The sequence below is a fragment of the Eikenella corrodens genome, assembly GCF_900187105.1.
Lineage (GTDB): Bacteria > Pseudomonadota > Gammaproteobacteria > Burkholderiales > Neisseriaceae > Eikenella > Eikenella corrodens.
In genome coordinates, this window is sequence record NZ_LT906482.1 from 1,539,655 (window position 1) to 1,563,722 (window position 24,068).

Sequence of the window (24,068 nt, forward strand, 5' to 3'; positions counted from 1 at the left end):
TTTTACTGGTCGTTATGCAGGTCGCGTTTCTCTTCTTCGCTCAGCCCTTGTTCGGCGGCGGAAACATAGAGTTCGGCCTGCTCGGGGCTGATGTTGGTGTGGGCGGCGGCCATTTCGGTTTCGTGTTGGGACGGTTTAAACAGCTTGCGTACCAACACGTAGAACAGCGGCACCAGGAACACCGACAGCAGCGTGCCGACAGACATCCCCCAGAATACAGTGGTACCGATGGCGCGTTGGCTGGCGGAGCTGGCGCCGGAGGCGATATACAGCGGTACCACGCCCAAGATGAAGGCGAAAGAAGTCATCAGAATCGGGCGGAAGCGCAGGTGAGCGGCGGCCAAGGCCGATTCCATCGCGCTCTTGCCCTGCGCTTGTAGATCTTTGGCAAATTCGATAATCAGAATCGCGTTTTTCGCGCTCAAGCCGACCACGGTAATCATGCCGACCATGAAGTAGATGTCGTTAAAGAACACCTCTCGGATGTGGAATACGCCGTTGAATAGGTTGCGGCCGAACACGCCCAGCACCACGCCGAGGAAGCCCAAGGGAGCAACCAGCAGCACGGCAGCGGGAATCGACCAGCTTTCATACAGGGCGGCCAGCACGAGGAAGGTGGCCAGCAATACGAAGCCGTAGAGCATGGTGCGCTGGGAAGAGCCGCTGGCCTGTTGGCGCGATTCACCTGCCCATTCCACGCTGTAGCCGTCCATCTGCGACACGATGCGTTCTACCTCGGCCATAGCGTCACCGCTGGCGAAGCCGGGTTTGACCGCGCCGCTAATCGACATGGCGGGATAGCCGTTGAAGCGGGTGCTCTGCTCCATGCCGGCTTCCCATGAGGCGCTAACCACAGTGGAAAGCGGTACGGCCACGCCTTGGCCGTTAGGCACGGTCATAGCCAGAATTTGCTCGGCCTGCATACGGGCCTGGGGCACGGCTTGCACATACACTTTTTGCAGGCGGCCGTTATTGGGGAAGTCGTTTACATATGCTCCGCCCAGAGCCGTACCCAAGGTGCTGCGGATAGAAGCCATGCTGATGCCTTGTGCGGCAGCGGCGGCACGGTCGATGGTGAGCTTGAGCTGCGGTGCGTCTTCCAAGCCGGCGGCACGGGTGTCGCCGAACATCGGGTTTTTGCGCATTTCAGCAATCAGCTTGTTGCGTGCTTCCACCAAGGCTTGGTGGCCGTGGTTGTTACGGTCTTGCAGGTAGAACTCTAAGCCGCCGTTACCCAGCTCGCGGATGGGAGGCGGATTCACGGCGATGGCGAAACCATCGCGGATCATGCCGCTGGCCATGAAGGTACCGGTCAGTTTTTGAGAAATACTGGCCGCGTCTTCGCCCGGGCCTTTACGTTCGTCCCAGTTTTTCAAAATCACAAAGCCCATGGCCATGTTCTGGCCGCTACCTGAAAAGCTGAAGCCGGATACGGTGAATACATCTTTCACGCCAGGCGTGCCTTTGGCAATCTGCTCCACGGCCAGCAGGGTTTGGTCAGTACGCTCTTTGGTGGCACCGGCCGGCAGCTGGATGCTGACCATCAGGTTGCCTTGGTCTTCCGACGGCAGGAAGGAAGACGGGATACGGGTGTAGAGCAGGCCGGCGGCAGCCACCAGAGCCAAGTACACAATCAGCATCCGGCCTGCACGGTGCAGTATAACGGCCACCCAGCCTTCGTAGCGCTTGTTGCCGGCGGTAAATTTGCGGTTGAACCAGCCGAAGAAGCCGGTTTTTTCCTCGTGGTGTCCTTTCTCAATCGGTTTGAGCAATGAAGCGCACAAGGCCGGCGTGAGCGACAGGGCGAGGAAAGCGGAGAAGGCGATGGAGAGCACCATGGTGATGGCGAATTGCTGGTAGATTTTGCCGGTGGCACCGCTGAACATGGCCAGCGGTACGAACACGGAAATCAATACGGCGGTAATGCCGACTACGGCGCCGGAAATCTGCCCCATGGCTTTATGTGTAGCTTCGCGCGGCGGCAGGCCTTCTTCCGACATGATGCGTTCCACGTTTTCCACCACCACAATGGCATCGTCCACCACAATACCGATTACCAGCACCATGGCAAACATAGTCAGCACGTTGATCGACATGCCGAAATAATAAATGCCGGCAAAACCGCCCAAGAGCGAAATCGGCACTACGATGGTGGGAATCAAGGTGTAGCGGATGTTTTGCAGGAACACAAACATCACAATGAACACCAATACCATGGCTTCCACCAAGGTGTGCACCACTTGTTCGATGGAGATTTCCACAAAGGTGGACGTATCGTACGGGGCGCTCCAGGTAACATCACCGGGGAAATACTGCTCCAATTTGGCCATACGTTCTTTTACCAGCGTGGCAGTGGCAGTGGCGTTACCGCTGTTGGACAGCATCACGGCCATACCAACAGTCGGCTTGCCGTTGAGTCGGGTGCTGGCAGAGTAGTCTTCTGAACCCAGCTCGATTTTGGCCACATCGCGCAGATAAACGTTGGCACCGTCTGTGGTGCTGCGCAGGATGATGTTGCCGAACTCTTCCGGTGTACTGAGCTGGCCGTTGGCGGTGATGGTGGCGGAAATGGTTTGCCCCTGCACGGATGGCAGCGAACCGAGCGAGCCGACGGAAATTTGCACGTTTTGTGCGCTGATGGCGGCGGAAACGTCGGCAAAAGAGAGGTTGAAGTTTTGCAGTTTCTGCGGGTCTACCCAAATACGCATGGCGCGCTCGGCCGCAAACAGACGTACTGCACCCACGCCTTCAACACGCTGCAATTCGGGCACGATGTTGCGTTTGGCATAGTCGGCCATTTCTTCCAAATCTTGGGTTTGCGAAGAGAGTGCCACCACCATCAGGAAGTTGGAGCGGGATTTGGATACGTTCACGCCGTATTGTTGCACGGTAGCGGGCAGGCTGGACAATACTTCGTTCAGCTTGTTGTTCACTTCCAGCTGTGCCACGTCTTCATCGGTGTCGGTGGTGAAGGTGAGGGTAACGCTGCCTGAACCGCTAGAGTTAGCGGAAGTGGACATATAATCCAAGCCTTCCACGCCGTTCATGTTGCGTTCGATCACCGCCAACACGCTGTCTTCCATCACCTGGGCGGAAGCGCCGGGGTAGGTGGCGGTGAGGTTGAACGTAGGCGCGGCAACAGACGGATATTGCGATACCGGCAGTTTTTGGATGGCCAGCACGCCCGCCAAAATAATGAAGATGGAAATAACCCATGCGAACACGGGTCGGTCAATAAAGAATTTAGCCATTTACACACGCCCCTTTATTTGGCTTGGGAAGCAGATTGGGCGGCTGGAGCGGAAGCTGCTGCGCTGGGTTGGGCTGGAGCAGAAGCGCTGTTCGGCTTGGCCGGAGCGGCAGGCGCAGCGGATTGCTGCGGCTGCGAAGCCTGCCATTCTTGGGTTTTCACTTTTTGTGCCCCCATCATGCCGGCAATCATGGTGCCGTCCATGGCTACTTTGTCGCCGTCTTTCAGCCCGCTGGTAATAATCCAGTTGTTGCCGCTTTGGCCGGCAATGGTTACTTCCTGCGGGCGCATCGAGCCGTCGGGCGCTACGATAACTACGGTATCTTTCGCACCGCGGGTAACGGCGCGCTGCGGAATGAGGTAGGCGCGGTTGGCCTGTGCCTGCGGCAGGCGAACGCGCACATACAGGCCGGGCAGCAGGATGTTGTCGTCGTTCGGCACTTCCACGCGCAGGGAAACCTGGCCGGTGGTTTCGTTCACGGTCGGGTCGGTAAACAGCAGGCGGCCTTTTTGCGGGTATTCGCTGCCGTCTTCCAGAATAATGGTTACTTCCACCGCGCCGTTTACTGCGCTCATCTGGCCTTCGGCAATCTGGCGGCGCAGCTTCATCACATCCAGCGCAGACTGGGTAACGTTCACATACATCGGATTAGTTTGCTGAATAGTGGCCAACACGGTTGCACCACCTGCAGTGAGCAATGCCCCTTCAGATACGTTGGAACGGCCGATATAGCCGGAAATCGGCGCGGTGATGCGGGCGTGGTTTACATTTACCTGTGCCGAGCGGATGGCGGCACGGGCAGCGTTCACATTAGCCACGGCAGAGCGTTGTGCGGCCACAGCAGCATCGTATTCCTGTTTGCTGATGGCATCGGCGGCCACCAAGGGTTGGTAGCGTGCCAAATCGGCATTGGCTTTAGCCTGAGCGGCTTCGGCGGCAGCTAGCTGGGCGCGTGCGCTGGCAAGGCCAGCTGAGTAGCTGGCGTCGTCCAGTTGATACAGCGCCTGGCCGGCCTGTACATAACTACCTTCTTGGAACAGGCGGCGTTTGATGATGCCGCTCACCTGCGGGCGCACTTCAGCAGAACGGAAAGATTCCAAGCGGCCGGGCAGCTCAGTACTGATTGTGGTGTCTTCTGCCTTTACGGTAAGCACGCTTACCACTAGTTCTGGCGCCCCTTGTTGCTGCTGCTGTTCGCCTTTACTGCAGGCAGACAGCGCCAATACGGAAGCCACGGCGATTGCGCTCAGCCGAAAGCTTGTTTTCCCTGATATGCTGAAAAGTGTCATTATGATGGCCTTAGATTAAGTTGATGTTTAGTTAATGAATTATGGCTGCTTAGGGCCCGGAAAGGCAAAAGCAGCCGCAGAGAATAAAACAGAATCTTACATACATTGCTGTATGTTGTCTATAGCCGTTTAGGTGGAGAAATGCTAATATGCTAAAAAGCAACATTATTGCGTGGGCAGGCTGCAAGTGAGCTTGAAAGCCTGCTCTAGGCATGACAGAATTAATTAATAAATAAACCAGTTAATGATCTGGAAATAATGATGAGAAAAACAAAAGTCGAAGCGCAGAAAACACGCAACTACCTACTTAAGGCAGCCCTGGATACATTCTATACAAGAGGAGTTAGCCGTTCATCCCTAAACGAAATTGCTCAAACTGCCGGTGTAACACGTGGTGCGCTGTATTGGCATTTCAAAAATAAAGAAGATTTGTTTGAAGGGTTGTTTCAACAAGTATTTGCCGAAATATCGAGCGAGCTGGCGCACGATATAGAAAACCAATCAGCAGATATTTGGGAAAGTTTTGAAGTCGCTACCATTAATCTGTTTCAAAAACTGGAAACCGATGAAACAATAAGGAAATTTTGCAATATCATTCACTTGAAGTGCGAATATACTGAGCAGAACCATTCTGTAGTAAAAATTATGCGCAGCTATCAGGATATGTGGCAGCGCCAGCTCACCGATGTGCTGACCCTGAGCCTGCAACAGAAAAAGCTGCCGGAAGATTTGAATATTAATTTGGCCGTGATATTCATGATGTCGGTGATCAGCGGGCTGATGAGTATTTGGATGAATATGCCCGAGCAATTCAGTATCGGCAAAACCGCACCGCAGATCATTCGCACCGCTATGGGTGCATTGCAGCATGCGCCGGCTTTGTGTATCCAATCTTCCAAACCCCTGCCGCTGAGTATGCGGCAACATAAGGCCTAAGATTTCCATACCTCATACAGGCTACCTGAAAACCGTCTGCCAAACGATGCAGAGATTTTCAGGTAGCCTGAAGCCGTTTTATAGCAGGATTTTGCAAGCAGAGCAGCCGTATATACATTGCTGCAAAACAGGCCAATTTGCTGGCAATCCGCTATACAGGCTACCTGAAAACCATCTGCATAAACAGCTCGGCAAGTTTCAGGTAGCCTAAAGCCGTTTATTACCGTTTGCGCTTCTCAAAATCTGCCATATGAAAATCTTGTCTCCCAAGTTAATCTTCTCCCTGCTGCTTATCGGCGCGGCGGCCGGTATTACCGGCATTGTGCTGACGTTGCTGCTGCACACGGTACAGCATTTGGCGTTTGGGTATCCACTGAATATAGAGTTGTCGTATCGCGTGATGGTGGAGGAGAGCTCGCCGCTGCGGCGCTTGACGGTGCTGCTGTTGTGCGGCGGCTTGGTGGGGGTGGGCTGGGTGATGCTGCATAGGCTGGCCTCGCCTTTGGTATCGATTAAAACGGCGGTGGCGAACGGGCAGAGAATGCCTTTGGCAGCCACGCTGATTCATGCGCTGCTGCAGATTGTTACCGTGGGCTTGGGCTCACCGCTGGGGCGTGAAGTGGCGCCGCGTGAAATCAGTGCGGCGTTGGCGGAGCGCTGGGCGGCATCGCGGGGTTTTGATGAGGAAGAGCGTAAAATCTTGCTGGCCTGTGCTTCGGGTGCAGGTTTGGCGGCGGTGTACAACGTGCCGTTGGCGGCGGCGGTGTTTGCTTTGGAAACCTTGTTGTTATCGTGGTCGCGCGAGCGGCTGCTGGCGGCGCTGTTGGCTTGCGGCACGGCGGTGTTGGTGGTGCGTGCGGCGTTGGGCGATGTGATTCAGTATCCGTTGCTGAATTTCCCTTTGCCGGATGAGTGGTTTAATGCGTGGGCACTGGCGGCTGCGCCTTTGCTGGCGCTGGGTGTGTGGGCATTTGAACGGAGTATGGACAGGCTACCTGAAATTCCACGGCGCAAACCGGCGATGGTGTGGGTGGCTTTGCTGTCATTTGCGCTGATCGGGCTAATGGCTTGGTATTTTCCAGAAATTATGGGCAACGGTAAGGCTGGTAATCAGTTGAGTTTTCAGGCTACTTTGGGCTGGCGGCAGGCTTTTGGCCTGCTGGCGGCGAAGTGGGCGGCGCTGTTGTTGGCCACGCTGGCCGGGGCTTACGGTGGGCGGATTACGCCTTCAATGATGTTGGGTGGGCTGATTGCATTTTTAGCGGCCTGCGTTTGGAATGTTTGGCTGCCTGGGGTCGATATGGGTGCAGCAGCGTTTGTGGGGGCAACAGTATTTTTGGGTGTAGCACAGAAAATGCCGATTACTGCGTTGGTGTTTATGCTGGAATTGTCGCGCCAGTCACCCGCGTTGTGGCTGCCGCTGTGTTTGTGTTTGATGCTGACTTTGCTGGTGTATCGTGCGTTGCCGATGAGGCAGGCAATTTGAGGGTGGGGCGGATTGAAAGGCTACCTGAAAATAAAACGGCGGTATTGCCATGCCGCTGCCGATTTTTTCCAGCTGCCATAAGCAGGCATAACAAAAGGCTACTTGAAGTTTCAGGTAGCCTTTGCTGTGCTGAATAAGCTTAGCGGATATTAGCCTGTTGATAGAGACGGGCAATTTCCTGCTCGATCAGCAAGTTTTGCAAATCTTGCTGGATTTGTGGTTTCAGTTGGGCAAACGGCGGCACGCGAACGGGGCGTTTGGCTTCCATATAGAAGATGGCGAAAATGCCGTTGCTTTCCACCGGGGTTTCGGTGAATTTGCCCTGACCGAGTGATTTTACGGCGTTATACACCATAGGCGCGCCTTCTTCTAAATCTTTCAGCGGGGTGAAAGTGGGGCTGATGCCGCCATTGGCACGGCTTGGTGTGTCGATGGTGTATTGGCGGGCCACATCGGTAAAGCGGCGGCCGCGTCGGAGGTCGGCCACGGCTTTTTGGGCGTTATCGCGGTTGTTGAGGATGATTTCGCCGAGTTTGACTTCTTGTGTGCCGCGATAGCGGTTGGTGATTTCCTGATAAGCCTGCTGCACTTGGGCTTCGGTTACAGGGTTGGAACGCAGGATGTGCGCCACTAGGGCTTGGGCGGTTACGTTGCCTTCAAAGGTTTCCCAATCTTGGCGGAAGGTGGGTTTGCGGTCTTCGCCACTGGTGCGGGCATCGGTGCGGGCACGCTCGATGATTTGTTTGAATTCGGGGCTTTCGTTTAGGCGCAGGCGGCGTGATTCTTGAATCATCAGTTCGCGGGTAACGAGGCGGCGGGCGATGTTTTCGCGCAGCTCTGGGGAGTCGGTTACCTGGCCGTTGCTCTGTTCGTTAATAATCTTCACCTGCTGGTCGATTGCGGAGCTATCGATGCGGGTATTGTTTACGGTTACAACAGTTTGCGCGGCCAGCGGAGCAGCAGCTAAGGCCGTGGTCAGCAGTAGTGCGAGCGAAGTTCGTTTCATGTTGTCGTCCTCAAGTTCAAAATGGTTATAGCCGGATTATAAAGGATTTTACGGTTCGTATTCTTCCGGTGTTTGCGCACGGATGCTCAGTGCGTGGATTTGGGAGGGATATAAATCGTGCAATGCCTGTTGGATGGTACGCTGGCGGACAACGCGGTTCATGCCAGCAAATTGGGTGCTGACGATATGGACCCGGTAATGTCCGCCACCTTGGTTGCCGGCATGGCCGATGTGCAAATGGCTCTCATCGGTTAGTTCAAGCAAGCTAGGAGAAAAGGCGTCTTCCAAACGCTGGCGAATGGTTTGCGCGCTCATGCAGGCAGCACTTTCTTAAACGGGCGAATGAGGATTTCGGCATATACGCCGGCTTCTACATAGGGGTCTTGCCCTGCCCATTCTTCAGCTTCGTCTAAAGAGGCAAAGTCGGCTACGATGAGGCTACCTGAAAAGCCGGTTTCGCCCTCGGGCAAGGGGCAGGGGCCGGCCAAAACCAGCCGGCCGGCCTCAGCCAGTTTTTCTAGTCTGGCCAAATGGGCGCTGCGGGCAGCTAATCTGGCTTCAGTTGAATCGGCCACATCGGAGGCCATCAGCATGAACAACATAATTCGGTTTCTCTTGATAAATTAAATTTTGGAAATTAGGCAAAGGCATTTGCTGCCACATAATCTGTGGTCAAATTTGCCTGGCTGCTCACACCTTGCATCATTCTGTAATCTGGCAATTTGCAAGTGCGAGATTAGGCCTTTATCTTAAAGCAAATATGGAAATTCTGCACTTAAATATCGCAAAGCTGATGATGGTGAGTATGTGTTGGCAACAGTGTAAACGCATCGGAATATAAATGCAGGGAGTCTATTAAATAATTAAAAATGTTTCATTCCTGTATAGAAAATCGGGTTAAATAGCAGAAATGGCTTGGCATAAATAGGAAATAAACGATATGATACCTAGGTTTAGAGATTTTAATCCGTTGCACAACTGCCGCTTTCAGGCTGAAATTTTGCTTACTTGGCTCTGTATTTTTCTGTTGGTTCAGAAGGTTAGCTGTGCATGACTTTAGGTTGTAAGGGGGATTTGATGTTTTGTAAGCAGTATAAAATGAAGCTGATCGCGGCTTCCCTGGGTTTGGTAGCCTCTGTCGGTGCTCATGCCGCTTTGGGCGGTTTGCAGGTTCAGTCGCGCTTGAACGAGCCGTTTTCCGCCACGGTGGTGGTAACAGGCGATGAAGCGCGCGCTTTGGCTTCAGCCAAGCCCACCGTCAACGGTGCTAATCTGCAAGCCACGGTATCTCGCCGTAGCGGCGACCGTGCCGTTATCCACTTGCGTTCTAATGCGCCGATTAAAGAGCCAGTGATGACATTCTGGCTGGGTGTGGGCAATCAAAACCACCAATATACCGCCATGTTGGATCCCCGTGATTATCAGTCTGCTCCCGACAGCTCCCGTTCGCGCCGTGAGCGCCGTGTTGAGGCTGAACCGAGTCGTCGCCATTCTGCTGAATCTAGACGGCACCGCCGCGCTACTGATCGCCGCGAAGCACCGGTGCAGATTACTGGAGAAAGCTATCAGATTAAAGACGGCGAATTGCTGGTGGATATTGCACAGCGTGTTAAACCCTCGGGCATGACTTTGCGTCAAACCATCAATGCTTTGGTGGCTGCCAACCCGCGTGCTTTCCGCAATGGTAACCCTGATTTAATGTATCGTGGCGCCACCCTTACCATCCCTGATGGCGATACCCTGCGCCGCTTGGCACACAATCCGCCGCGCCGCGTAAGCACCCGTGCACAGGAAGAGCGCCCGGCAGCCGATACAGTTCCGGCACGCCAACAGCCAACAGTGGAAACCCAACCGACCCCGCTGGTTACGCCTCCTGCTCCCCCCGCACCGCCTGTTGATCAGGTGCAACCTCAGCCACAACAGCCAGCCCAACCACCGGTTCAGCAGCCGCCTCAAGAGCAGCCTGCCGTTCCGCCTATGGTTAGCGACGTGGCTCCTGAAACGCCGGCTTCTGCCGCGCTGCCCGATATGGGTGCCAGCTTGCCGGAGCAGGCTTCCGATATGATGGTGTCTGAGCCGGTGGTAGAAACACCTCCGGTTGAGGTTGCCCCGCCAGTGGTAGAAACTCCGCCGATGGAAGAAGAGGGCATGGACATCACTCAGATGGCCCTCTACGGTGGTGGTGGCCTGCTGGCCTTGGGTGGTTTGGCTTATCTCTTGATGAACCGCCGCCGTAAGACCGCTGCTCCCGCCCGTGGTGATGATCATGCGGATGACGACGATGATGGTCTCTATTTTGAAAGCGTAACCGACCATTCCGATAGCCTTTCCGCCACTCCGGCTGCTCCCGCTGCCGCTGCACCGGTTAGCCAGCCGGCTGCTCCTGCCGCAGCACAACCTGCAGCGGTGAGCGAACAGGATTTGGGCTTGGATTTGAGCCACTTGGACGAACAGCAGCAGCTGGGCAGCACTCCCAGCACGGAAGCTGCCGCCCAGCAGGCTGCAGCCGATGATTGGAGCTGGTTGGAAGAATCCGAACAGCCCGCCGCCGCACCAGTTGCCCCGGCTGCTCCTGCTGCTGCCGAACCTGTTGCTTCGGATGACGAATGGCTGGACTTTGCTGTTGAAGAGCCGGCTGCTCCGGCTCAAGCCCCTGCCCAGCCCGCGCTTGAGCCTCAGGCCGCGCCGGTTGCTCCGGAAGAGTTAGATTGGGTATTGGATGAAACTCCGGTTGCCCAAACCTTCCAAGCAGAAGCCCCGGCTGCCGTTGAAGTGGCCGAGCCTGCCCAGCCGGCAGTGCCGGAAATGGACAACACCATTGCCTTCGAAGCTCCGAGCTTGGAGACTGAAAGCGTAAGCAGCGTAGCTGAAGAAGCCGCTGCCACTGCTGCCGCATCCAATGTGATGGATTTTGATTTGGACTTTGACAGCACACCGGCTGCCCCGGCTCAAGCCGCGCCGGTGGAAGTTAGCCAGCCTGCTTCGGCCTATACTGAGCCGGTTAGCGCTGGTCCGCTGCCGAAAGAGGCGCTGGAAGCCAAATTGGAACTGGCTAAAATGTATCTGGAAATCGACGATGCTAACACTGCCCGTCAGACCCTGATGGAACTGATTAACGAATCAGAAGGCAGCAGCATTCAGGCTGAGGCACAGCAATTGTTGAACGACATCGGCCAGTAATCCAACTAGCCACAGCAACCCGGGCAGTTCCGCCCGGGTTTTTCTATACGGGCAGTTGTTTGCCAACGTTATTTCCGTTTTCAGGTAGCCTTCTCAAGCAATATCGTGGCTACCTGAAAAGAGTAGGCTGGCTTCGGCTCACAGTGATCAGTCAGATGGCAGGCGTAAAACTGCCGTACACAAACACTCCGCTGGCGTAAGCATGCTGACTAGCCCAGTTATACCGGTATCTGATTTTCAGGTAGCCTTTCCCAATATGCAGGTTACCTGAAAACATGGCTGCAACGAAGCTATAGTGAACTACAATTAAGAATGCTGCTGCCTTGGCTTGCTTTGCTGCACTATCGTTACGATCTGCGGCTCGCTACCTTGGCTCATTCTTAGGTTTTAAGCCACTATAAAACCAATTAATTTGAAAAAACATGAATCCATCTCCCATCAAACGCCGTGCCTTATTCGTCAGTTATGACGGCAGCCGTTTTTTCGGCTGGCAGAAGCAGGCAGACGGCATTGCCACCGTGCAAAGTGCCTTGGAAGCTGCTTTGAGCGAATTGGCGCAGGAACGCATCAGCGTGGTAACGGCCGGGCGCACCGATACCGGCGTGCACGCCACCGCGCAGGTGGTGCATTTCGATTCTGCCGCGCGGCGGCCGGATCAGGCCTGGGTGCGCGGCGTGAACGCGCTATTGCCCGAGGGCGTGGCCGTGTGGCGGGTGCAGGATGTGGCGCCGGAGTTTCATGCCCGTTTTGATGCTTGCGGGCGGCGTTATCGTTATCTGTTGCAGTCGGCGCCGGTGCGTTCGCCGCTGCTGGTGGGGCGTGCCGGGTGGACGCATTATGCCTTGGATATGGCCGCCATGCGCCAAGCTGCCGCGCTCTTGGTGGGCGAGCACGATTTTTCCAGCTTCCGCGCCGCGGAATGCCAGGCCAAATCGCCGGTGAAAACCTTGTATCGTGTGGCTTTGTGCGGTACGCCGGAATTGATGGCGGTGGATTTTCACGGCAACGCGTTTTTGCACCACATGGTGCGCAACCTGATGGGCGCACTGGTGTATGTGGGCTGCGGTAAGTTGAGTGTGGACGGTTTTGCCGGGCTGCTGGCCGCCCGCAGCCGCAAGCTCGCACCGCCCACTTTTATGCCAGACGGGTTGTATCTCACCGGCATCGACTACCCATCGCAATTCGGCGTGACCACGCCGCCGCCGCCCGCTTGGCTGTTTCCCGATTGGTGAGGAGAATCAGATGGTTTTAACTTTAATGTTTCGTGAGTATTGCAGCCTGTGCCACCAGATGCGTGCCGCCCTGCAGCCGTATCAGGCAGAGTATGGTTTTGAACTGCAGATATTTGATGTAGATGAAGATCCGGAGCTGGAAGCGCGGTATAACGAGCTTGTTCCGGTGTTGCTGCATGAAGGCGAGGAAATCTGCCATTGGCATTTGGATGAGGCCAAATTGCTGGCGGTGCTGCAAAATGCCAAGGCTACCTGAAAAATATAAGTCTCAATAAAATTATTGAGTTGATTCCTGATAAGAGGCTACCTGAAAAATATTGCCCACCTATAGCTGAAAGGAAATCCGATGCCTAAAATCAAAATCTGCGGCCTCACCCGGCCGCGAGACGCGCAGGCCGCTGCCGAATTGGGTGCGGATGCGGTCGGCTTGGTGTTTTATGCCAAAAGCAAACGTTGCGTAGATGCTGCGCAGGCCGCTGAAATTGTTGCCACACTGCCGCCGGAGGTGGCTAAAGTGGCGCTGTTTGTGAACGAATCGGCCGAGCAGATTCGCCGGATTCTGGGCGCAGTGCCGATTGATGTTTTGCAGTTCCACGGCGACGAAGCGCCCGAATTTTGCCGCCAGTTTGGCAAGCCCTATTGGAAAGCCGTGCGGGTGCAGTCGGCGCAGGATATTGCCGAGGCGGCCGAGCGCTATGCCGATGCCGCCGCCCTGTTGCTGGATGCGCATATTGAAGGCCAATACGGCGGCACGGGGCAGGTGTTCGATTGGCGCTTGTTGCCCGCAACCATGCCGCTGCCGTGGATTTTGTCGGGCGGGCTGAACCCGGGCAATGTAGCCGCTGCCGTGCGGCAAACCGGTGCGGCTTGGGTGGATGTGTCCAGCGGGGTGGAGCAGGCACCCGGCATCAAGAGCCGCGACTTGATGGCAGACTTTATCCGGCAGGCGCGTGGGTAGATTGGCCGTAAAAAAGAAGGCTACCTGAAAACTTCAGTTTTGTTTTCAGGTAGCCTTTTCTATGCAAGCCTGCTTCAAGCATTCAATCAAACGCTGATAGGGCAATACTGCCGTTTAGTTTCACCATCTTATGTTTCAGGTAGCCTCTCGCGTTACAGGCTACCTGAAATGTTGTAGGGGCAGTTGTTATATCTGTTTGTGAGCATATCGAAAAGGCTAGCTGAAACCGTCAAACGGGGTTCAGTTAGCCTTTGGTTATGTTCGGGCTGAGGGATGCAGGATTTTCTTAGCGGCTTCCACGCCCCAGTAAACGGCTTCCTCCATCACGGAGTAGCTGCTCAGGTCGCTGTGGGCGAAGGTGAGGCGGGAGTGGTGCTGGCGCAGTTGGAGTAGGGTTGGTTGGGTGAGGTAGCCGGGGGCGGGGGAGCTCATGCCGTGGCCGCGGATGCTGATGTCTACGGAGGCGACCTGGTGCCAGAAGCTTGGGCCGTAGGCTTGGATGAGGTCTTGGGCGGCGTGGGCGAGCAGCTCTTCTTCGCCCGCTTTAAGCAGCCAGCGGCGGATGTTTTGCGGGCTGTCGTGGTTGAGGGCGGTGTAGGCTGTAAAGATGGTGTGTTCGGGTTTGGCGGTGCGGATGAGCTGGTTGGTGGATACAACGTAGCCGAGGCCTTGCGTGCCGTGCACTACGTTGTCCCACGCCAATTCGCTGCGCTGTGCTTCGCGGGGGAAGCCGTTGAGCACGAAATTGCTCACCAGCCAGGGGGCGTAGGCAGGCAGGTTGAGCGAGAAGCCGTAGTGTTGGGGCTGGGCGATGATGCGGGCGGCCATCATCAGAGGCATGGCGCAGATAACGTTTTGGGCGCGGATGAGGGCGGTGTGGCCGCTTTGGTTGTGGCGCAGGATAACGGCGACGTCTTCATCGGTTTCGCTAATTTGCAGGGCGGAGGCGTTGATGGCGGTGGGCTGGGCAAAGGTGAGTTCGGTGGTTTCAGGTAGCCTGTCGATATTTTGCAGGCGGATATGGCGGCGGATGGCTTCGGAAAGGTGGGCGAGGCCTTCGGGCCAGGTGAGCACGGCTTCGTTGGTGTGGCCGCGGGCGGCGAAGTAGTGCAGGCCGGCGAAGGCGGATACTTGGGCGATGCCTTGGCCGTAGTCGTCGCGGCAGCAGTAGTCGAGATACCAGAGCAGGCTGGGGGAGCGGTAGTTTTCTTTTTCGAGCCAGGCGGCGAAGGTGGTTTGGTCGAGGCGGCGCCATTCTTCGTCGGCGGAGGAATGGGCAATGGGGATGGCGAAGATTTTGCGCCCGTCGCGGCCGTGGGCGCGGCGCAGGGTTTCGATGAGGGCGTGGAAGCGGCGGCTGTCGGCATCTTCTTGCGGCAGCAGGGAATCTTGCCAGCGGTTTTGGTAATACAGGCGCTCGGCGGGGGCATAAACCAAATCGGTTTCGCGATACAGGGGCTCGGGCCGGTCGATGCCGTCGAGCAGGATGCCGAGGTCGGATAAGAGTTGGCGCACATACACGCTTTCCTGTGAGGGCAGGGCTAAATAGTGTGCGCCGGAGGGGGCGGAGAGGCTACCTGAAACATAGGCGGCATTGTTGCCATTGCGCTCGATGCCTTCGGCGAGAAGAAAGTTGCGTTGGCCGTGTTTGGCCAGGTGCCAGGCGGCGGAGAGGGCGGCAGCGCCGCTGCCGAGGATGAGGGTGTGGCAGCGGTGTTCGGATTGGGGAGTAAGGGAAACTTGGCCGTTGCGCAGCTCGTGGCCGAAAGGCAGGCCGATGCGGTGAATGCGCACGGGAGGCAGGCGGTGGAGGTATTGATGGCCTAGGCGGGAGGCGGCGGCTGCGGCGGTGAGGGCGGCGGCACTGCCGAGCAGTTGGCGGCGGGTGAGTTTCATGTTTCAGGTAGCCTTGAGGGGTAGGCTGGTGGCGGGCAGAAGTCTAATGGTTTATATGTTTTCAGGTAGCCTCTATGAATAAAAGGCTACCTGAAAACAAGATTGCGGTGCAGCCTTATTCGGCAGATTGATTTTGCTGTTTGCTGCGTTCGGCCTGCCGTTTTTGGCGCATTTCCTGCAGTTTGGCGTGGAAAAATTGGCTGCGGCGGCGTTTGCGCTGCCAGAAGGAGAACAGCACCAGTGCGCCGATGCCGATAAGCACATAAAGGATGTGCTGGAACTGGTGGGCTTTCATGAGCAGCCAGTCTTTGTTCGCGGCGCCGTAGTGGCCGAGATACACCCAGGCGGGCACGGAAATCAGGGAGGCGAGGCCGTCCATAATCAGCCAGCGCCAAAACGAGATTCGGCCGCTCATCCCGGCGGTGATGAAAATGGGGGTGCGCAGGCCGGGCAGGAAACGGGCCACGAATAATACCCAGCTGCCGTGTTTGTCAAACTTTTCCTGCACTTGCAGGTAACGTTGCGGCGGCATCAGGCGTTTGACGAAGCGGGCTTTGAGGATGCGGTCGCCGTAGAAGTGGCCGAGCAGGAACATCATGCCGTCGCCGGTGAGCACGCCGATCATGCCCACCACCACCATGATGTGCGCGTTGCTGTGGCCGAGGCCGGAAATCACGCCGCCGGCAATCAGGGTGATGTCTTCGGGAATGGGAATGCCGAAACCGCAGGCAACCAACACCACGAATACGGCGGCATAGCCGTATTGGGTGAACAGGGCTTCTAGAATGTCCAGCATGGTTGTGGGTGTTCCTGTGAGTTGCTGTTATTTTTGACGGATGCTGTCGGCAATGCGTTCGGCGCAGCGTTGCGCAAGCTTGGTGTCGCGTGCTTCCACCATCACGCGCACCACGGGCTCGGTGCCGGAGGCGCGCAATACCACGCGGCCGTGCCCGGCCAATTCGGCTTCCACGGCCTGCAGCTCGGCGGCGGAGGCAGTTTGCCAATCCTGCCCTTTGCTGATGCGCACGTTAATCATGGTTTGCGGGAAGGGTAGCCAATCTACAGCGGCGGCCAAATCCTGATCCAGCGTTTGCAGCGCGGCCAGCACTTGCAGTGCGGCAATGGTACCGTCGCCGGTGTTGTGTTTGTCGAGGCAGAGAATGTGGCCGCTGGCTTCGCCGCCCAGCTGCCAGCCGTGTTGGTGCAGCTGTTCCAGCACATAGCGGTCGCCCACTTTGGCGCGGCAGAATTCGATCTTGAGCTGCGCCAAGGCCAACTCCATCGCCATATTGGTCATCACCGTGCCGACTACGCCGCCAACCAGCGAACCGGCTTTATGGCGGGCGCGGGCAATCACATAAATCAGCGAATCGCCGTCGTACACTTTGCCTTGTTTGTCCACCATCATCAGGCGGTCGCCGTCGCCATCGAGCGCAATGCCGTAGTCGGCTTCGTTTTGCAGCACGGCGGCTTGCAGGGTTTTGGTGTAGGTGGCGCCGCATTTATGGTTGATATTAAAACCGTTGGGTTGATTGCCGATTTCGATCACGTCTGCCCCCAGCTCGTGGAACACTTTGGGCGCCACGTGATAACCGGCGCCGTTGGCGGTGTCCACCACCAGCTTCAGCCCGCGTAAATCCATATTGGCAGGGAAGGTGGATTTGCAAAATTCGATGTAGCGGTCGTCTGCACCGCTCACACGTTTGGCACGGCCGAGGTGGTCGGAGGAAACGGTGTGCATTTCCTGCTCCAGCTGCTGCTCGATTTCCTGCTCGATTTCATCAGACAGCTTCATGCCGTCTTCAGTGAAGAATTTGATGCCGTTATCGGCATAGTGGTTGTGGGAGGCGGAAATCATCACGCCGGCAGAGAGGCGCAGCGCGCGGGTCAGATAGGCCACGCCGGGGGTGGGCAGCGGGCCGGTTTGGATAACATTCACGCCGGCAGCGGTGAAACCGGCTACCAGCGCGGTTTCCAGCATATAGCCGGAGATGCGGGTGTCTTTGCCGATGAGCACGGTGGGTTTGATTTCATCGTCGTGCTGGGTCAGCACTTGGCCGGCGGCATAGGCCAGCTTCAATACGAAATCGGGCGTAATCGGAAATTTGCCCACTTCGCCGCGCACACCGTCCGTGCCGAAATATTTTTTTGCCATCGTGAAATCCTTTGTAGTAGCTGCTTGCAGGCCGAATGAGCGAATTGTAAAGCAGCACTCCTTCTTATGCCAGCATTGCGGCGGTTAAATCGGGCAAACCTACGACGCAAAAGGCATTTGAATGGCGGCAATCAGTAGGCGGCAAAGCATTCGGCAATGAAGTTTATACCCAGCCCAAAGGCTACCTGAAAAATTTGAGCGGCGCAGAAACTCGCGCTACATTTTGATTCGTTGAAGTTTTGCTTTCAGGTAGCCTTTGCCTGAATGGTGCATGTGTTACAGCGAAGCAGGCTAAGGTGGGATTATTGCCCGTTTAGAACGGCTATATATAGATTATGCCAGCGATGGCCGCTATAATCAGACCTTTCAAACCGTTCAAGCACAGAAGGAAAAAACATGGCAGACTTCAATAAAATTCTCGACGCCGGCGATGTAGACGGCGGCATCATCAATGTAGTGGTGGAAATTCCGCAAGGTTCCAACCAGAAAATCGAATGGGACCGCAAAATCGGCGCAATGAAACTCGACCGTATCGAGCCGCAGATTTTCGCTAAACCCACCAACTACGGCTTCATCCCGCAAACCCTCGATGAAGACGGCGACGAACTCGACGCCCTGATTATTACCGATCTGCCGCTGCCCACCGGCATCTACATGGAAGCTAGAGTGATTGGTGTGATGAAATTTGTAGATGACGGCGAAGTGGACGACAAAGTAGTGGTAGTGCCTGCCGACGACCGCCACAACGGCAATGCCATCAAGACCTTGGCCGATTTGCCGCCGCAGCTGATCAAGCAAATCGAATTCCACTTCAACCACTACAAAGACCTGAAAAAACCCGGCAGCACCAAAGTTGGCCACTGGGGCGACATTGAAGAAGCCAAAGCCGTTATCCGCGAATCACAAGCTCGTTGGAAAGCACAATAACCTTGTGCTAGTGGTTGGCTGAAAAGGCTACCTGAAAAGTAGAAACCCGTTGTTCTGGATAAGAGAACAGCGGGTTTTGGTTTTTCAGGTAGCCTGATTAGGTTGTGTGGTGTGGCTGGTGGTGGTTCAAGTATTGTTGTGTTCCTCGGCACTATGTTCAAACCGGCCGTGGCGCAGGAAGTGGGCAGTTTGCCGGGCAACGGCGGGGTCGGTGAGCATGGCGGAGTGGTTGACGGGGAGGACGAGGTAGTCGCGGCAGTTGGCGGGGCGGGTTTCGGAGAGGAGGACGGTGCCGTCGCCTTCGCCTTGCAAGCCGACGATTTGGCCGACGCCTAGATGGTGGTTGCCGGCGATGCAGCCGAGTTCGAGCTGGGGCGGCCAGGGCGGGAGATTGCCGTCTAGGCCGTTCTGGTAGGCACCACCGATAAGTGCAGGGGCGTAACGGTGCAGCCGGTTGGCGGTTTCGCTGCCGAGATGCGGGGTGGCGAGAGTAACGCTGCGGCCGCGTACCAGTTCGGGGTAGTCGGCGGCGAAACGGCGTAACACGAGGCCGCCGAGGCTGTGGCAGATGAAGTGCAGCGGTTCTTGGTGTTGTTGGTAGTGGCGGCGGACGGCTTCGGCGAGACGGCGGCTGTGTTGGGGCAGGGTTTGGGCGATGCTGTAGTAGCCGAAGCAGCGGCTGTGGATATTATGGCGGCGCAGTTGCCAGGCAAGCGGGAGCATCACCCAGGCGTGCATATGGATGCCGTGCAGCAGGAGGGCGCGCAGCGGGGTTTGTGGCTGGCTCATGGTGTTAGCGGCTGCCGTCGGCAAGTAGCCATTTCTGGGCTTCGGCGGCATCGTTGAAATATTTGGGATGCTGGCGAGTGAGTAGGCTGGAAATATGGGTGGAGAGGCGTATCCAGAGGTCGTTGGTAACGATGGCGATGCGGCCGAAGTCGTTGTCGTGGTTGTTGAGGAAGCGCAGTTGTTCGGCAGCCATGTCGATGGTGTAGTCGCGCAACAGGGATAGGTCTAGGAGGATGTCGGGGCGGTGCACGCGTTTGAGGCACTCGAGGATGGCGGCTTCGAGGGTTTTGAAGTCTTCAAGGGTGAATTCGTTGTAGAGGGCAACGTTGAGGCCGTAGTTTTGCTGGCGGATGGAAATCATGGCAGAACTCCTGTTGAGATGGGTTTCCCGCGGAGGGGTGGGAGTGATACCGGCACGTTGTGGGTGCTTACTGATTATAGTGAAATTGTCGGCAAACTGCTATGGCATGAGTTTGTATTGCCACAATGAATGCGCTGTATGCGGGCGGCAAAAAGGCTACCTGAAAGTTCACTCAGTTTGTTTTCAGGTAGCCTTTTATAGCAAGCCAACTCGTACTTCTGTATTGCTTGCGGCTTAATGCCTTGTAGCGGAAAGTCAATTTGGCTTGAGGATGGATTGAGCCGGAACTTTATTTGATGTCGCTGCGGCTGGACAATACTTGGTCGATGAGGCCGTAGGCTTGGGCTTCTTCGGCCGACATGAAGTTGTCGCGGTCGGTGTCGCGTTCGAGTTCGTCCAGCGTGCGGCCGCAATGTTCGGCCAAGAGCTGGTTGAGTTTGACTTTCAGTTTGAGCAGCTCTTTGGCATGGATTTCGATGTCGGAAGCCTGACCACCCAAGCCGCCGCTGATGAGCGGCTGGTGAATCATCACACGACTGTTGGGCAGGGCGAAGCGTTTGCCTTCGGCACCGGCGGAAAGCAGGAATGCACCCATGCTGGCGGCTTGGCCGAGGCACAGGGTGGATACGTCGGGCTTGATGAAGTTCATGGTGTCGTAGATCGACATGCCGGCAGAAACTGAGCCGCCGGGGCTGTTGATGTAGAGGAAAATATCTTTATCGGGGTTTTCGCTTTCCAAAAACAGCAGCTGTGCCACCACCAGGTTGGCAGTTTGGTCGTTTACCGGACCCACCAGGAAGATAATCCGCTCTTTGAGCAGGCGGGAGTAAATATCGAAGGCGCGCTCGCCCCGGCCGCTCTGTTCGATAACGGTGGGTACCAGATAGTTGTTTTCGATTGTGGGATTCATGGGTTTCCTCGCGTTTATAAGGGATAATTTGGGCAAAAAGCACCTCGGCGGATACGGCCTTGGTGCTTTGTTTGCAACGAGTTTCAGGTAGCCTGAATTACTGCTGGCCCATCACTTCGTCGAAGCTCAGTTTTTTCTCGTTTACCTTGGCCTGACCCAACACATAATCCACCACATTGGCTTCTACGGCCATAGAAATCGGGCCTTCCAAGCGGCTGCGGTCGGCGAAGTACCAATCCATTACTTCCTGCGGATCTTCGTAGCTTTCGGAGAAGGTTTGCACCACGGCTTTAACTTGGTCGTCGGTCGGCTGCAGGTTGTGCTTGCCTACCAATTCGGCCAAAATCAAGCCCAGTGCCACGCGGCGTTCGGCTTGTTCGGTAAACAGGCTGTCGGCCAAATCTACATCTTCCGGCTTCATACCTTGGTTCACCAGGTTTTGGCGGGCATTTGCAACCATACGGGCAGTTTCTTCGCGCACCAAGGTTTTCGGCAACTCGATGGGGGTAACGTCCAGCAGGGCTTTCATTACGTTGTCTTTGGTTTGCGCTTCTATGCGGCGGTTTACTTCGCGTTCGATGTTTTTCTTCACTTCTTCGCGCATTTTGGCTACGTCGCCGTCTTGGATGCCCAAAGCTTTGGCGAATTGTTCGTCCACTTCCGGCAGCACAGCTTCGGCTACGTTGCGCAGGGTGATGGCAAATACGGCGGTTTTGCCGGCCACTTCTTTGCCGTGGTAGTCGGCAGGGAAGCTTACGCTCACGTCTTTGGTTTCGCCTTCTTTCATGCCTTGGATGCCGGATTCAAATTCGGGCAGCATCTGGCCTTGGCCGAGAATGAAGGGGTAGTTTTGTGCGGAGCCTCCTTCGAAGGGGATGCCGTCGATGGTGCCGGCAAAGTCGATGATTACGCGGTCGCCGTCTTTGGCTTCGCGCTCCACGCGGTTGAAGCGGGTACGCTGACGACGCAGGATGTCGATGGTTTTTTCCACTTCCGCTTCGCCCACTTCGCATACCACTTTTTCGATTTCCTGGTCGGCCAGGCTGCCCACGGTGATTTCGGGGAACACTTCGAAACGGGCGTTTACTTTGAATACTTTTTCGTCGTCTTGCGCTTCAACGGCATCAAAAGCGAGCAGGCCGGCGAGGCGGATGTCTTCGGAATCCACGATTTCGCCGAATTTGTGACGCAGGCTGTCGTTTAAAACCTCATCGCGGATGCCCGCGCCATACATGGATTCAATCATGCGCAGCGGGGCTTTGCCGGGGCGGAAGCCGTCTACACGGGCACGTTTTTGAGTGGCTTGCAGGCGTTTTTGTACGGCTGCTTCGATGTCTGCCCAGGGCAGTTCCAGTTGCAGGCTGCGTTCGAGACCTTCCAGTTTTTCAATAGTTACGCTCATTCGTAAGACCTTGTTTTGGTGTTAATCAAGCCGATAGGCGGATGCCTGCTCGGAAAAGTTTGCACTTGGCCGGCGTGTTTTTCCGCACCGGCCGTAAACGAAAGGCGCAAGTGTATCATAACTTGATGGCGCAGGCAGTATTTGGCTGAGGAATTTATGTGGTAAAACGGGTTGCAGGTAGCCTTTTTAGCGAGGGTGTGAGGCAGGAGGAAAATGGGAGGATGCTAAAGGGTAGGCTACCTGAAAACTGGGTTTGAGTTTCAGGTAGCCTTTATTTGAACAAATTTGGTTTGAGACTTTGCCGCTAACATGATGGAGTTGCTTTATTTTCAGGTAGCCTTACAGGGGTGCGGCAGGCTAGCTGAAAATGTAGCAGCAATTTTTGCTTTTCAGCTAGCTTGTTTGGTATTCCATCAACTTGCCGCTCCAGCCTTACTTCCCGCACGCAGCATGGCGGCAGCGTCGTCAAATTCGCGGATGAAGTTGCCTTTGCCGAGCAGGGTAACGATGCCGCTGCGCTCCAGGCTGGCGCGTACTTGCTCATTGGCGCCGGTAACGATAACGCGGATACCGCGTTTTTGCAGGCCGCTGATAACGCGTTCTAGGGTGAGGATGCCGGTGATGTCGATATAGGGCACCCAGCGCATCCGCAACACCACGGCGCGCGGCTGGGTGTTGATATCGGCCAGCGTAGTTTCGAATTTTTCCATCGCGCCGAAGAAGAAGGGGCCGTTCACGATAAACATCAGCACGTTATCCGGCAGGGCGGCGGCATCGCGGCTGTGTTCTTCCTTGCGCACTTCCACCGCTTTGGCCATCTGGCCGATAAAGTGCAGGGTGGACAAAATCACGCCGATGTTCACCGCCACCACCAAATCTACCAAAATGGTGAGGGAAAAGGTGATGAAAAACAGAATATAGGCAGCACGCTGGGCGCGGCGCAGGATGTGCAGGCAGCGTTTGGGCTCGCTCATGTTCCAGGCTACCTGAAACAGGATGGCAGCCAGCGCGGCCAAGGGAATATCGGCGGCCAGCGGCGCGGCCACGAGCAGAATCAGTGCCAAAGTGAGGGCGTGGATGATGCCGGCCAGCGGGCTGTTACCGCCCTGGCGGATGTTGGTGGCGGTGCGGGCGATGGCGCCGGTGGCGGCGAACCCACCGAAAAACGGCGTGATGATGTTGGCCAGCCCTTGGCCTACCAGTTCCTGATTGGCGCTGTGGTGCGTGCCGGCCATGCCGTCGGCCACCACGGCGGAGAGCAGCGATTCAATCGCGCCGAGCATGGCGATGGTGAAGGCAGGCAGAATCAGTTTGGCAGTTTCGGCTGTTGCAAAATTGGGCAGGGAAAAATGTGGCAGGGCGCGCGGAATGGCGCCGTAGGCCGAGCCGACGGTGGCCACGCCTTCAAAGTGGAACAGGCTTTGCAGCACGGTGGCGCACAGCAGCACCCACATTGGCGAAGGCAGGCGGCGCAGCAGCGGCACTTTGGGCATCAACAACAGCAGCGCAAGCGAAAACAGCCCCAGTGCGGTGGTGGTGGGGTGGAGATGAGGCAGACTTTGCAGCAGCGACCACAGCTGTTGGTGGAAATGCTCACCGCCCGCTTTGGGCAGGCCGAAAAATGCCGCCCACTGCCCCACAAAAATCACCACGCCGATGCCGGCAGTAAAACCCATAATCACCGGCATGGAGATAAAGCGGATCATGCCGCCGAAGCGGAATAAGCCCATAAACAACAGTATGATGCCGGCAAGGAGGGTGGCAATTTGCAGGCCGTCGAAGCCGAATTTAGCGGTGATGCCGGAGAGAATGGCGATAAATGCGCCGGTGGGGCCGGCAATCTGCACGCGTGAGCCGCCGGCCACGGCCACAATCACGCTGGCCACGATGGCGGTATAAATCCCCTGTTCGGGTTTCACGCCGGTGGCGATGGCAAAGGCCATGGAAAGCGGCAGCGCTACCACGCCCACAATAATGCCTGCCACAATATTGTTCGCCCAATGGGCGCGGCCAAGCAAACCGGCGCGGCGGGCTTCCATCCAAGCAATCATGTTTGATTTCGTGCACTTCTGTAAAAATATGTGAATTGTACGCTTGTGAGATGGGAATGACAAAGGCTACCTGATTATCAGGTAGCCTTTGTTTGCAGTAATCCGGTTTGAATGGTGCGGAGATGATGCTGAATTATTAAAAACGGATAGGGTGTTTGCATAGGCAGCTGGTTGCCTGGGTTGATAGGCCGATACGGCAAGGCTACCTGAAACTTTTGCTGAGTGAAGGCAGCGTTTTC

Annotated in this window: 20 protein-coding genes; 7 read left to right on the plus strand and 13 right to left on the minus strand. The window is 56.1% G+C overall.

Annotated elements, in window-relative coordinates; genetic code table 11:
- Nucleotides 1–2 precede the first annotated feature (2 nt).
- Both CKV94_RS07805 and CKV94_RS07810 read right to left on the minus strand, forming a co-directional pair.
- Entirely contained in the window at nucleotides 3–3,251 is a 3,249-nt protein-coding gene (locus CKV94_RS07805) for an efflux RND transporter permease subunit (RefSeq protein ID WP_003824295.1), read from the minus strand.
- A gap of 14 nt (nucleotides 3,252–3,265) precedes the next feature.
- Nucleotides 3,266–4,540, minus strand: coding sequence for an efflux RND transporter periplasmic adaptor subunit (locus CKV94_RS07810; RefSeq protein ID WP_003824296.1), 1,275 nt, complete (start codon nucleotides 4,538–4,540; stop codon nucleotides 3,266–3,268).
- Nucleotides 4,541–4,801: 261 nt separating this feature from the next.
- Between CKV94_RS07810 and mtrR the strand changes: the two genes are divergently transcribed.
- Both mtrR and CKV94_RS07820 read left to right on the plus strand, forming a co-directional pair.
- Nucleotides 4,802–5,476 (plus strand): multidrug efflux system transcriptional repressor MtrR, encoded by a 675-nt coding sequence (mtrR, locus tag CKV94_RS07815; RefSeq protein WP_050754451.1) that lies wholly within the window; start codon nucleotides 4,802–4,804, stop codon nucleotides 5,474–5,476.
- Nucleotides 5,477–5,726: 250 nt separating this feature from the next.
- Nucleotides 5,727–6,962, plus strand: coding sequence for a chloride channel protein (locus CKV94_RS07820; RefSeq protein ID WP_003824300.1), 1,236 nt, complete (start codon nucleotides 5,727–5,729; stop codon nucleotides 6,960–6,962).
- Nucleotides 6,963–7,101: 139 nt separating this feature from the next.
- Here the strand turns inward: CKV94_RS07820 and CKV94_RS07825 are convergent, their stop codons facing one another.
- From CKV94_RS07825 to CKV94_RS07835, 3 genes are read right to left on the minus strand one after another with little or no spacing between them, the layout of a single operon-like run.
- A complete protein-coding gene (locus CKV94_RS07825) occupies nucleotides 7,102–7,968 on the minus strand; it encodes a peptidyl-prolyl cis-trans isomerase (RefSeq protein WP_003824302.1) in 867 nt (288 codons plus the stop codon).
- A gap of 48 nt (nucleotides 7,969–8,016) precedes the next feature.
- Nucleotides 8,017–8,283, minus strand: coding sequence for a BolA family protein (locus tag CKV94_RS07830; protein WP_003824303.1), 267 nt, complete (start codon nucleotides 8,281–8,283; stop codon nucleotides 8,017–8,019).
- Entirely contained in the window at nucleotides 8,280–8,573 is a 294-nt protein-coding gene (locus CKV94_RS07835; protein WP_179209346.1) for a YciI family protein, read from the minus strand. Before CKV94_RS07835 ends, CKV94_RS07830 begins: the two co-directional genes overlap by 4 nt.
- 493 nt (nucleotides 8,574–9,066) lie before the next feature.
- On the opposite strand from CKV94_RS07835, the gene CKV94_RS07840 reads away from it, so the two are divergent.
- The 4 genes from CKV94_RS07840 to CKV94_RS07855 all read left to right on the plus strand — a co-directional run bounded on the left by CKV94_RS07840 (nucleotide 9,067) and on the right by CKV94_RS07855 (nucleotide 13,338).
- Nucleotides 9,067–11,148 (plus strand): FimV/HubP family polar landmark protein, encoded by a 2,082-nt coding sequence (locus tag CKV94_RS07840; protein ID WP_035580814.1) that lies wholly within the window; start codon nucleotides 9,067–9,069, stop codon nucleotides 11,146–11,148.
- A gap of 422 nt (nucleotides 11,149–11,570) precedes the next feature.
- Nucleotides 11,571–12,380, plus strand: coding sequence for a tRNA pseudouridine(38-40) synthase TruA (truA, locus tag CKV94_RS07845; protein WP_003824310.1), 810 nt, complete (start codon nucleotides 11,571–11,573; stop codon nucleotides 12,378–12,380).
- 10 nt (nucleotides 12,381–12,390) lie between these two features.
- Nucleotides 12,391–12,636, plus strand: coding sequence for a glutaredoxin family protein (locus CKV94_RS07850; RefSeq protein ID WP_003824311.1), 246 nt, complete (start codon nucleotides 12,391–12,393; stop codon nucleotides 12,634–12,636).
- A 90-nt stretch (nucleotides 12,637–12,726) separates the two neighbouring features.
- The gene (locus CKV94_RS07855) at nucleotides 12,727–13,338 is read left to right on the plus strand and encodes a phosphoribosylanthranilate isomerase (RefSeq protein WP_003824312.1); all 612 of its coding nucleotides are present in this window, start codon (nucleotides 12,727–12,729) and stop codon (nucleotides 13,336–13,338) included.
- 255 nt (nucleotides 13,339–13,593) lie between these two features.
- Here the strand turns inward: CKV94_RS07855 and CKV94_RS07860 are convergent, their stop codons facing one another.
- The 3 genes from CKV94_RS07860 to glmM form a co-directional block, all read right to left on the minus strand.
- Nucleotides 13,594–15,234, minus strand: coding sequence for an FAD-dependent oxidoreductase (locus CKV94_RS07860; protein ID WP_035580818.1), 1,641 nt, complete (start codon nucleotides 15,232–15,234; stop codon nucleotides 13,594–13,596).
- A gap of 115 nt (nucleotides 15,235–15,349) precedes the next feature.
- The gene (locus CKV94_RS07865; RefSeq protein ID WP_003824320.1) at nucleotides 15,350–16,030 is read right to left on the minus strand and encodes a DedA family protein; all 681 of its coding nucleotides are present in this window, start codon (nucleotides 16,028–16,030) and stop codon (nucleotides 15,350–15,352) included.
- Between the two features lie 27 nt (nucleotides 16,031–16,057).
- Nucleotides 16,058–17,389 (minus strand): phosphoglucosamine mutase, encoded by a 1,332-nt coding sequence (gene glmM, locus CKV94_RS07870; RefSeq protein WP_003824322.1) that lies wholly within the window; start codon nucleotides 17,387–17,389, stop codon nucleotides 16,058–16,060.
- Between the two features lie 396 nt (nucleotides 17,390–17,785).
- On the opposite strand from glmM, the gene CKV94_RS07875 reads away from it, so the two are divergent.
- Nucleotides 17,786–18,316: an inorganic diphosphatase gene (locus tag CKV94_RS07875; protein WP_003824323.1), complete on the plus strand. Its 531-nt coding sequence runs from the start codon at nucleotides 17,786–17,788 to the stop codon at nucleotides 18,314–18,316.
- Nucleotides 18,317–18,442: 126 nt separating this feature from the next.
- Here CKV94_RS07875 and CKV94_RS07880 read toward each other — a convergent pair whose 3' ends face one another.
- From CKV94_RS07880 to CKV94_RS07900, 5 genes are all read right to left on the minus strand, one after another.
- Nucleotides 18,443–19,105, minus strand: a complete 663-nt coding sequence (locus CKV94_RS07880; protein WP_003824324.1) for an alpha/beta hydrolase — start codon at nucleotides 19,103–19,105, stop codon at nucleotides 18,443–18,445.
- Between the two features lie 4 nt (nucleotides 19,106–19,109).
- Nucleotides 19,110–19,466: a SpoIIAA family protein gene (locus CKV94_RS07885; RefSeq protein WP_003824325.1), complete on the minus strand. Its 357-nt coding sequence runs from the start codon at nucleotides 19,464–19,466 to the stop codon at nucleotides 19,110–19,112.
- Between the two features lie 289 nt (nucleotides 19,467–19,755).
- The gene (gene clpP, locus CKV94_RS07890; RefSeq protein WP_003824327.1) at nucleotides 19,756–20,376 is read right to left on the minus strand and encodes an ATP-dependent Clp endopeptidase proteolytic subunit ClpP; all 621 of its coding nucleotides are present in this window, start codon (nucleotides 20,374–20,376) and stop codon (nucleotides 19,756–19,758) included.
- 97 nt (nucleotides 20,377–20,473) lie between these two features.
- The gene (gene tig, locus CKV94_RS07895) at nucleotides 20,474–21,778 is read right to left on the minus strand and encodes a trigger factor (protein WP_003824328.1); all 1,305 of its coding nucleotides are present in this window, start codon (nucleotides 21,776–21,778) and stop codon (nucleotides 20,474–20,476) included.
- A gap of 413 nt (nucleotides 21,779–22,191) precedes the next feature.
- A complete protein-coding gene (locus CKV94_RS07900) occupies nucleotides 22,192–23,829 on the minus strand; it encodes a SulP family inorganic anion transporter (RefSeq protein WP_003824329.1) in 1,638 nt (545 codons plus the stop codon).
- Nucleotides 23,830–24,068: the final 239 nt, after the last annotated feature.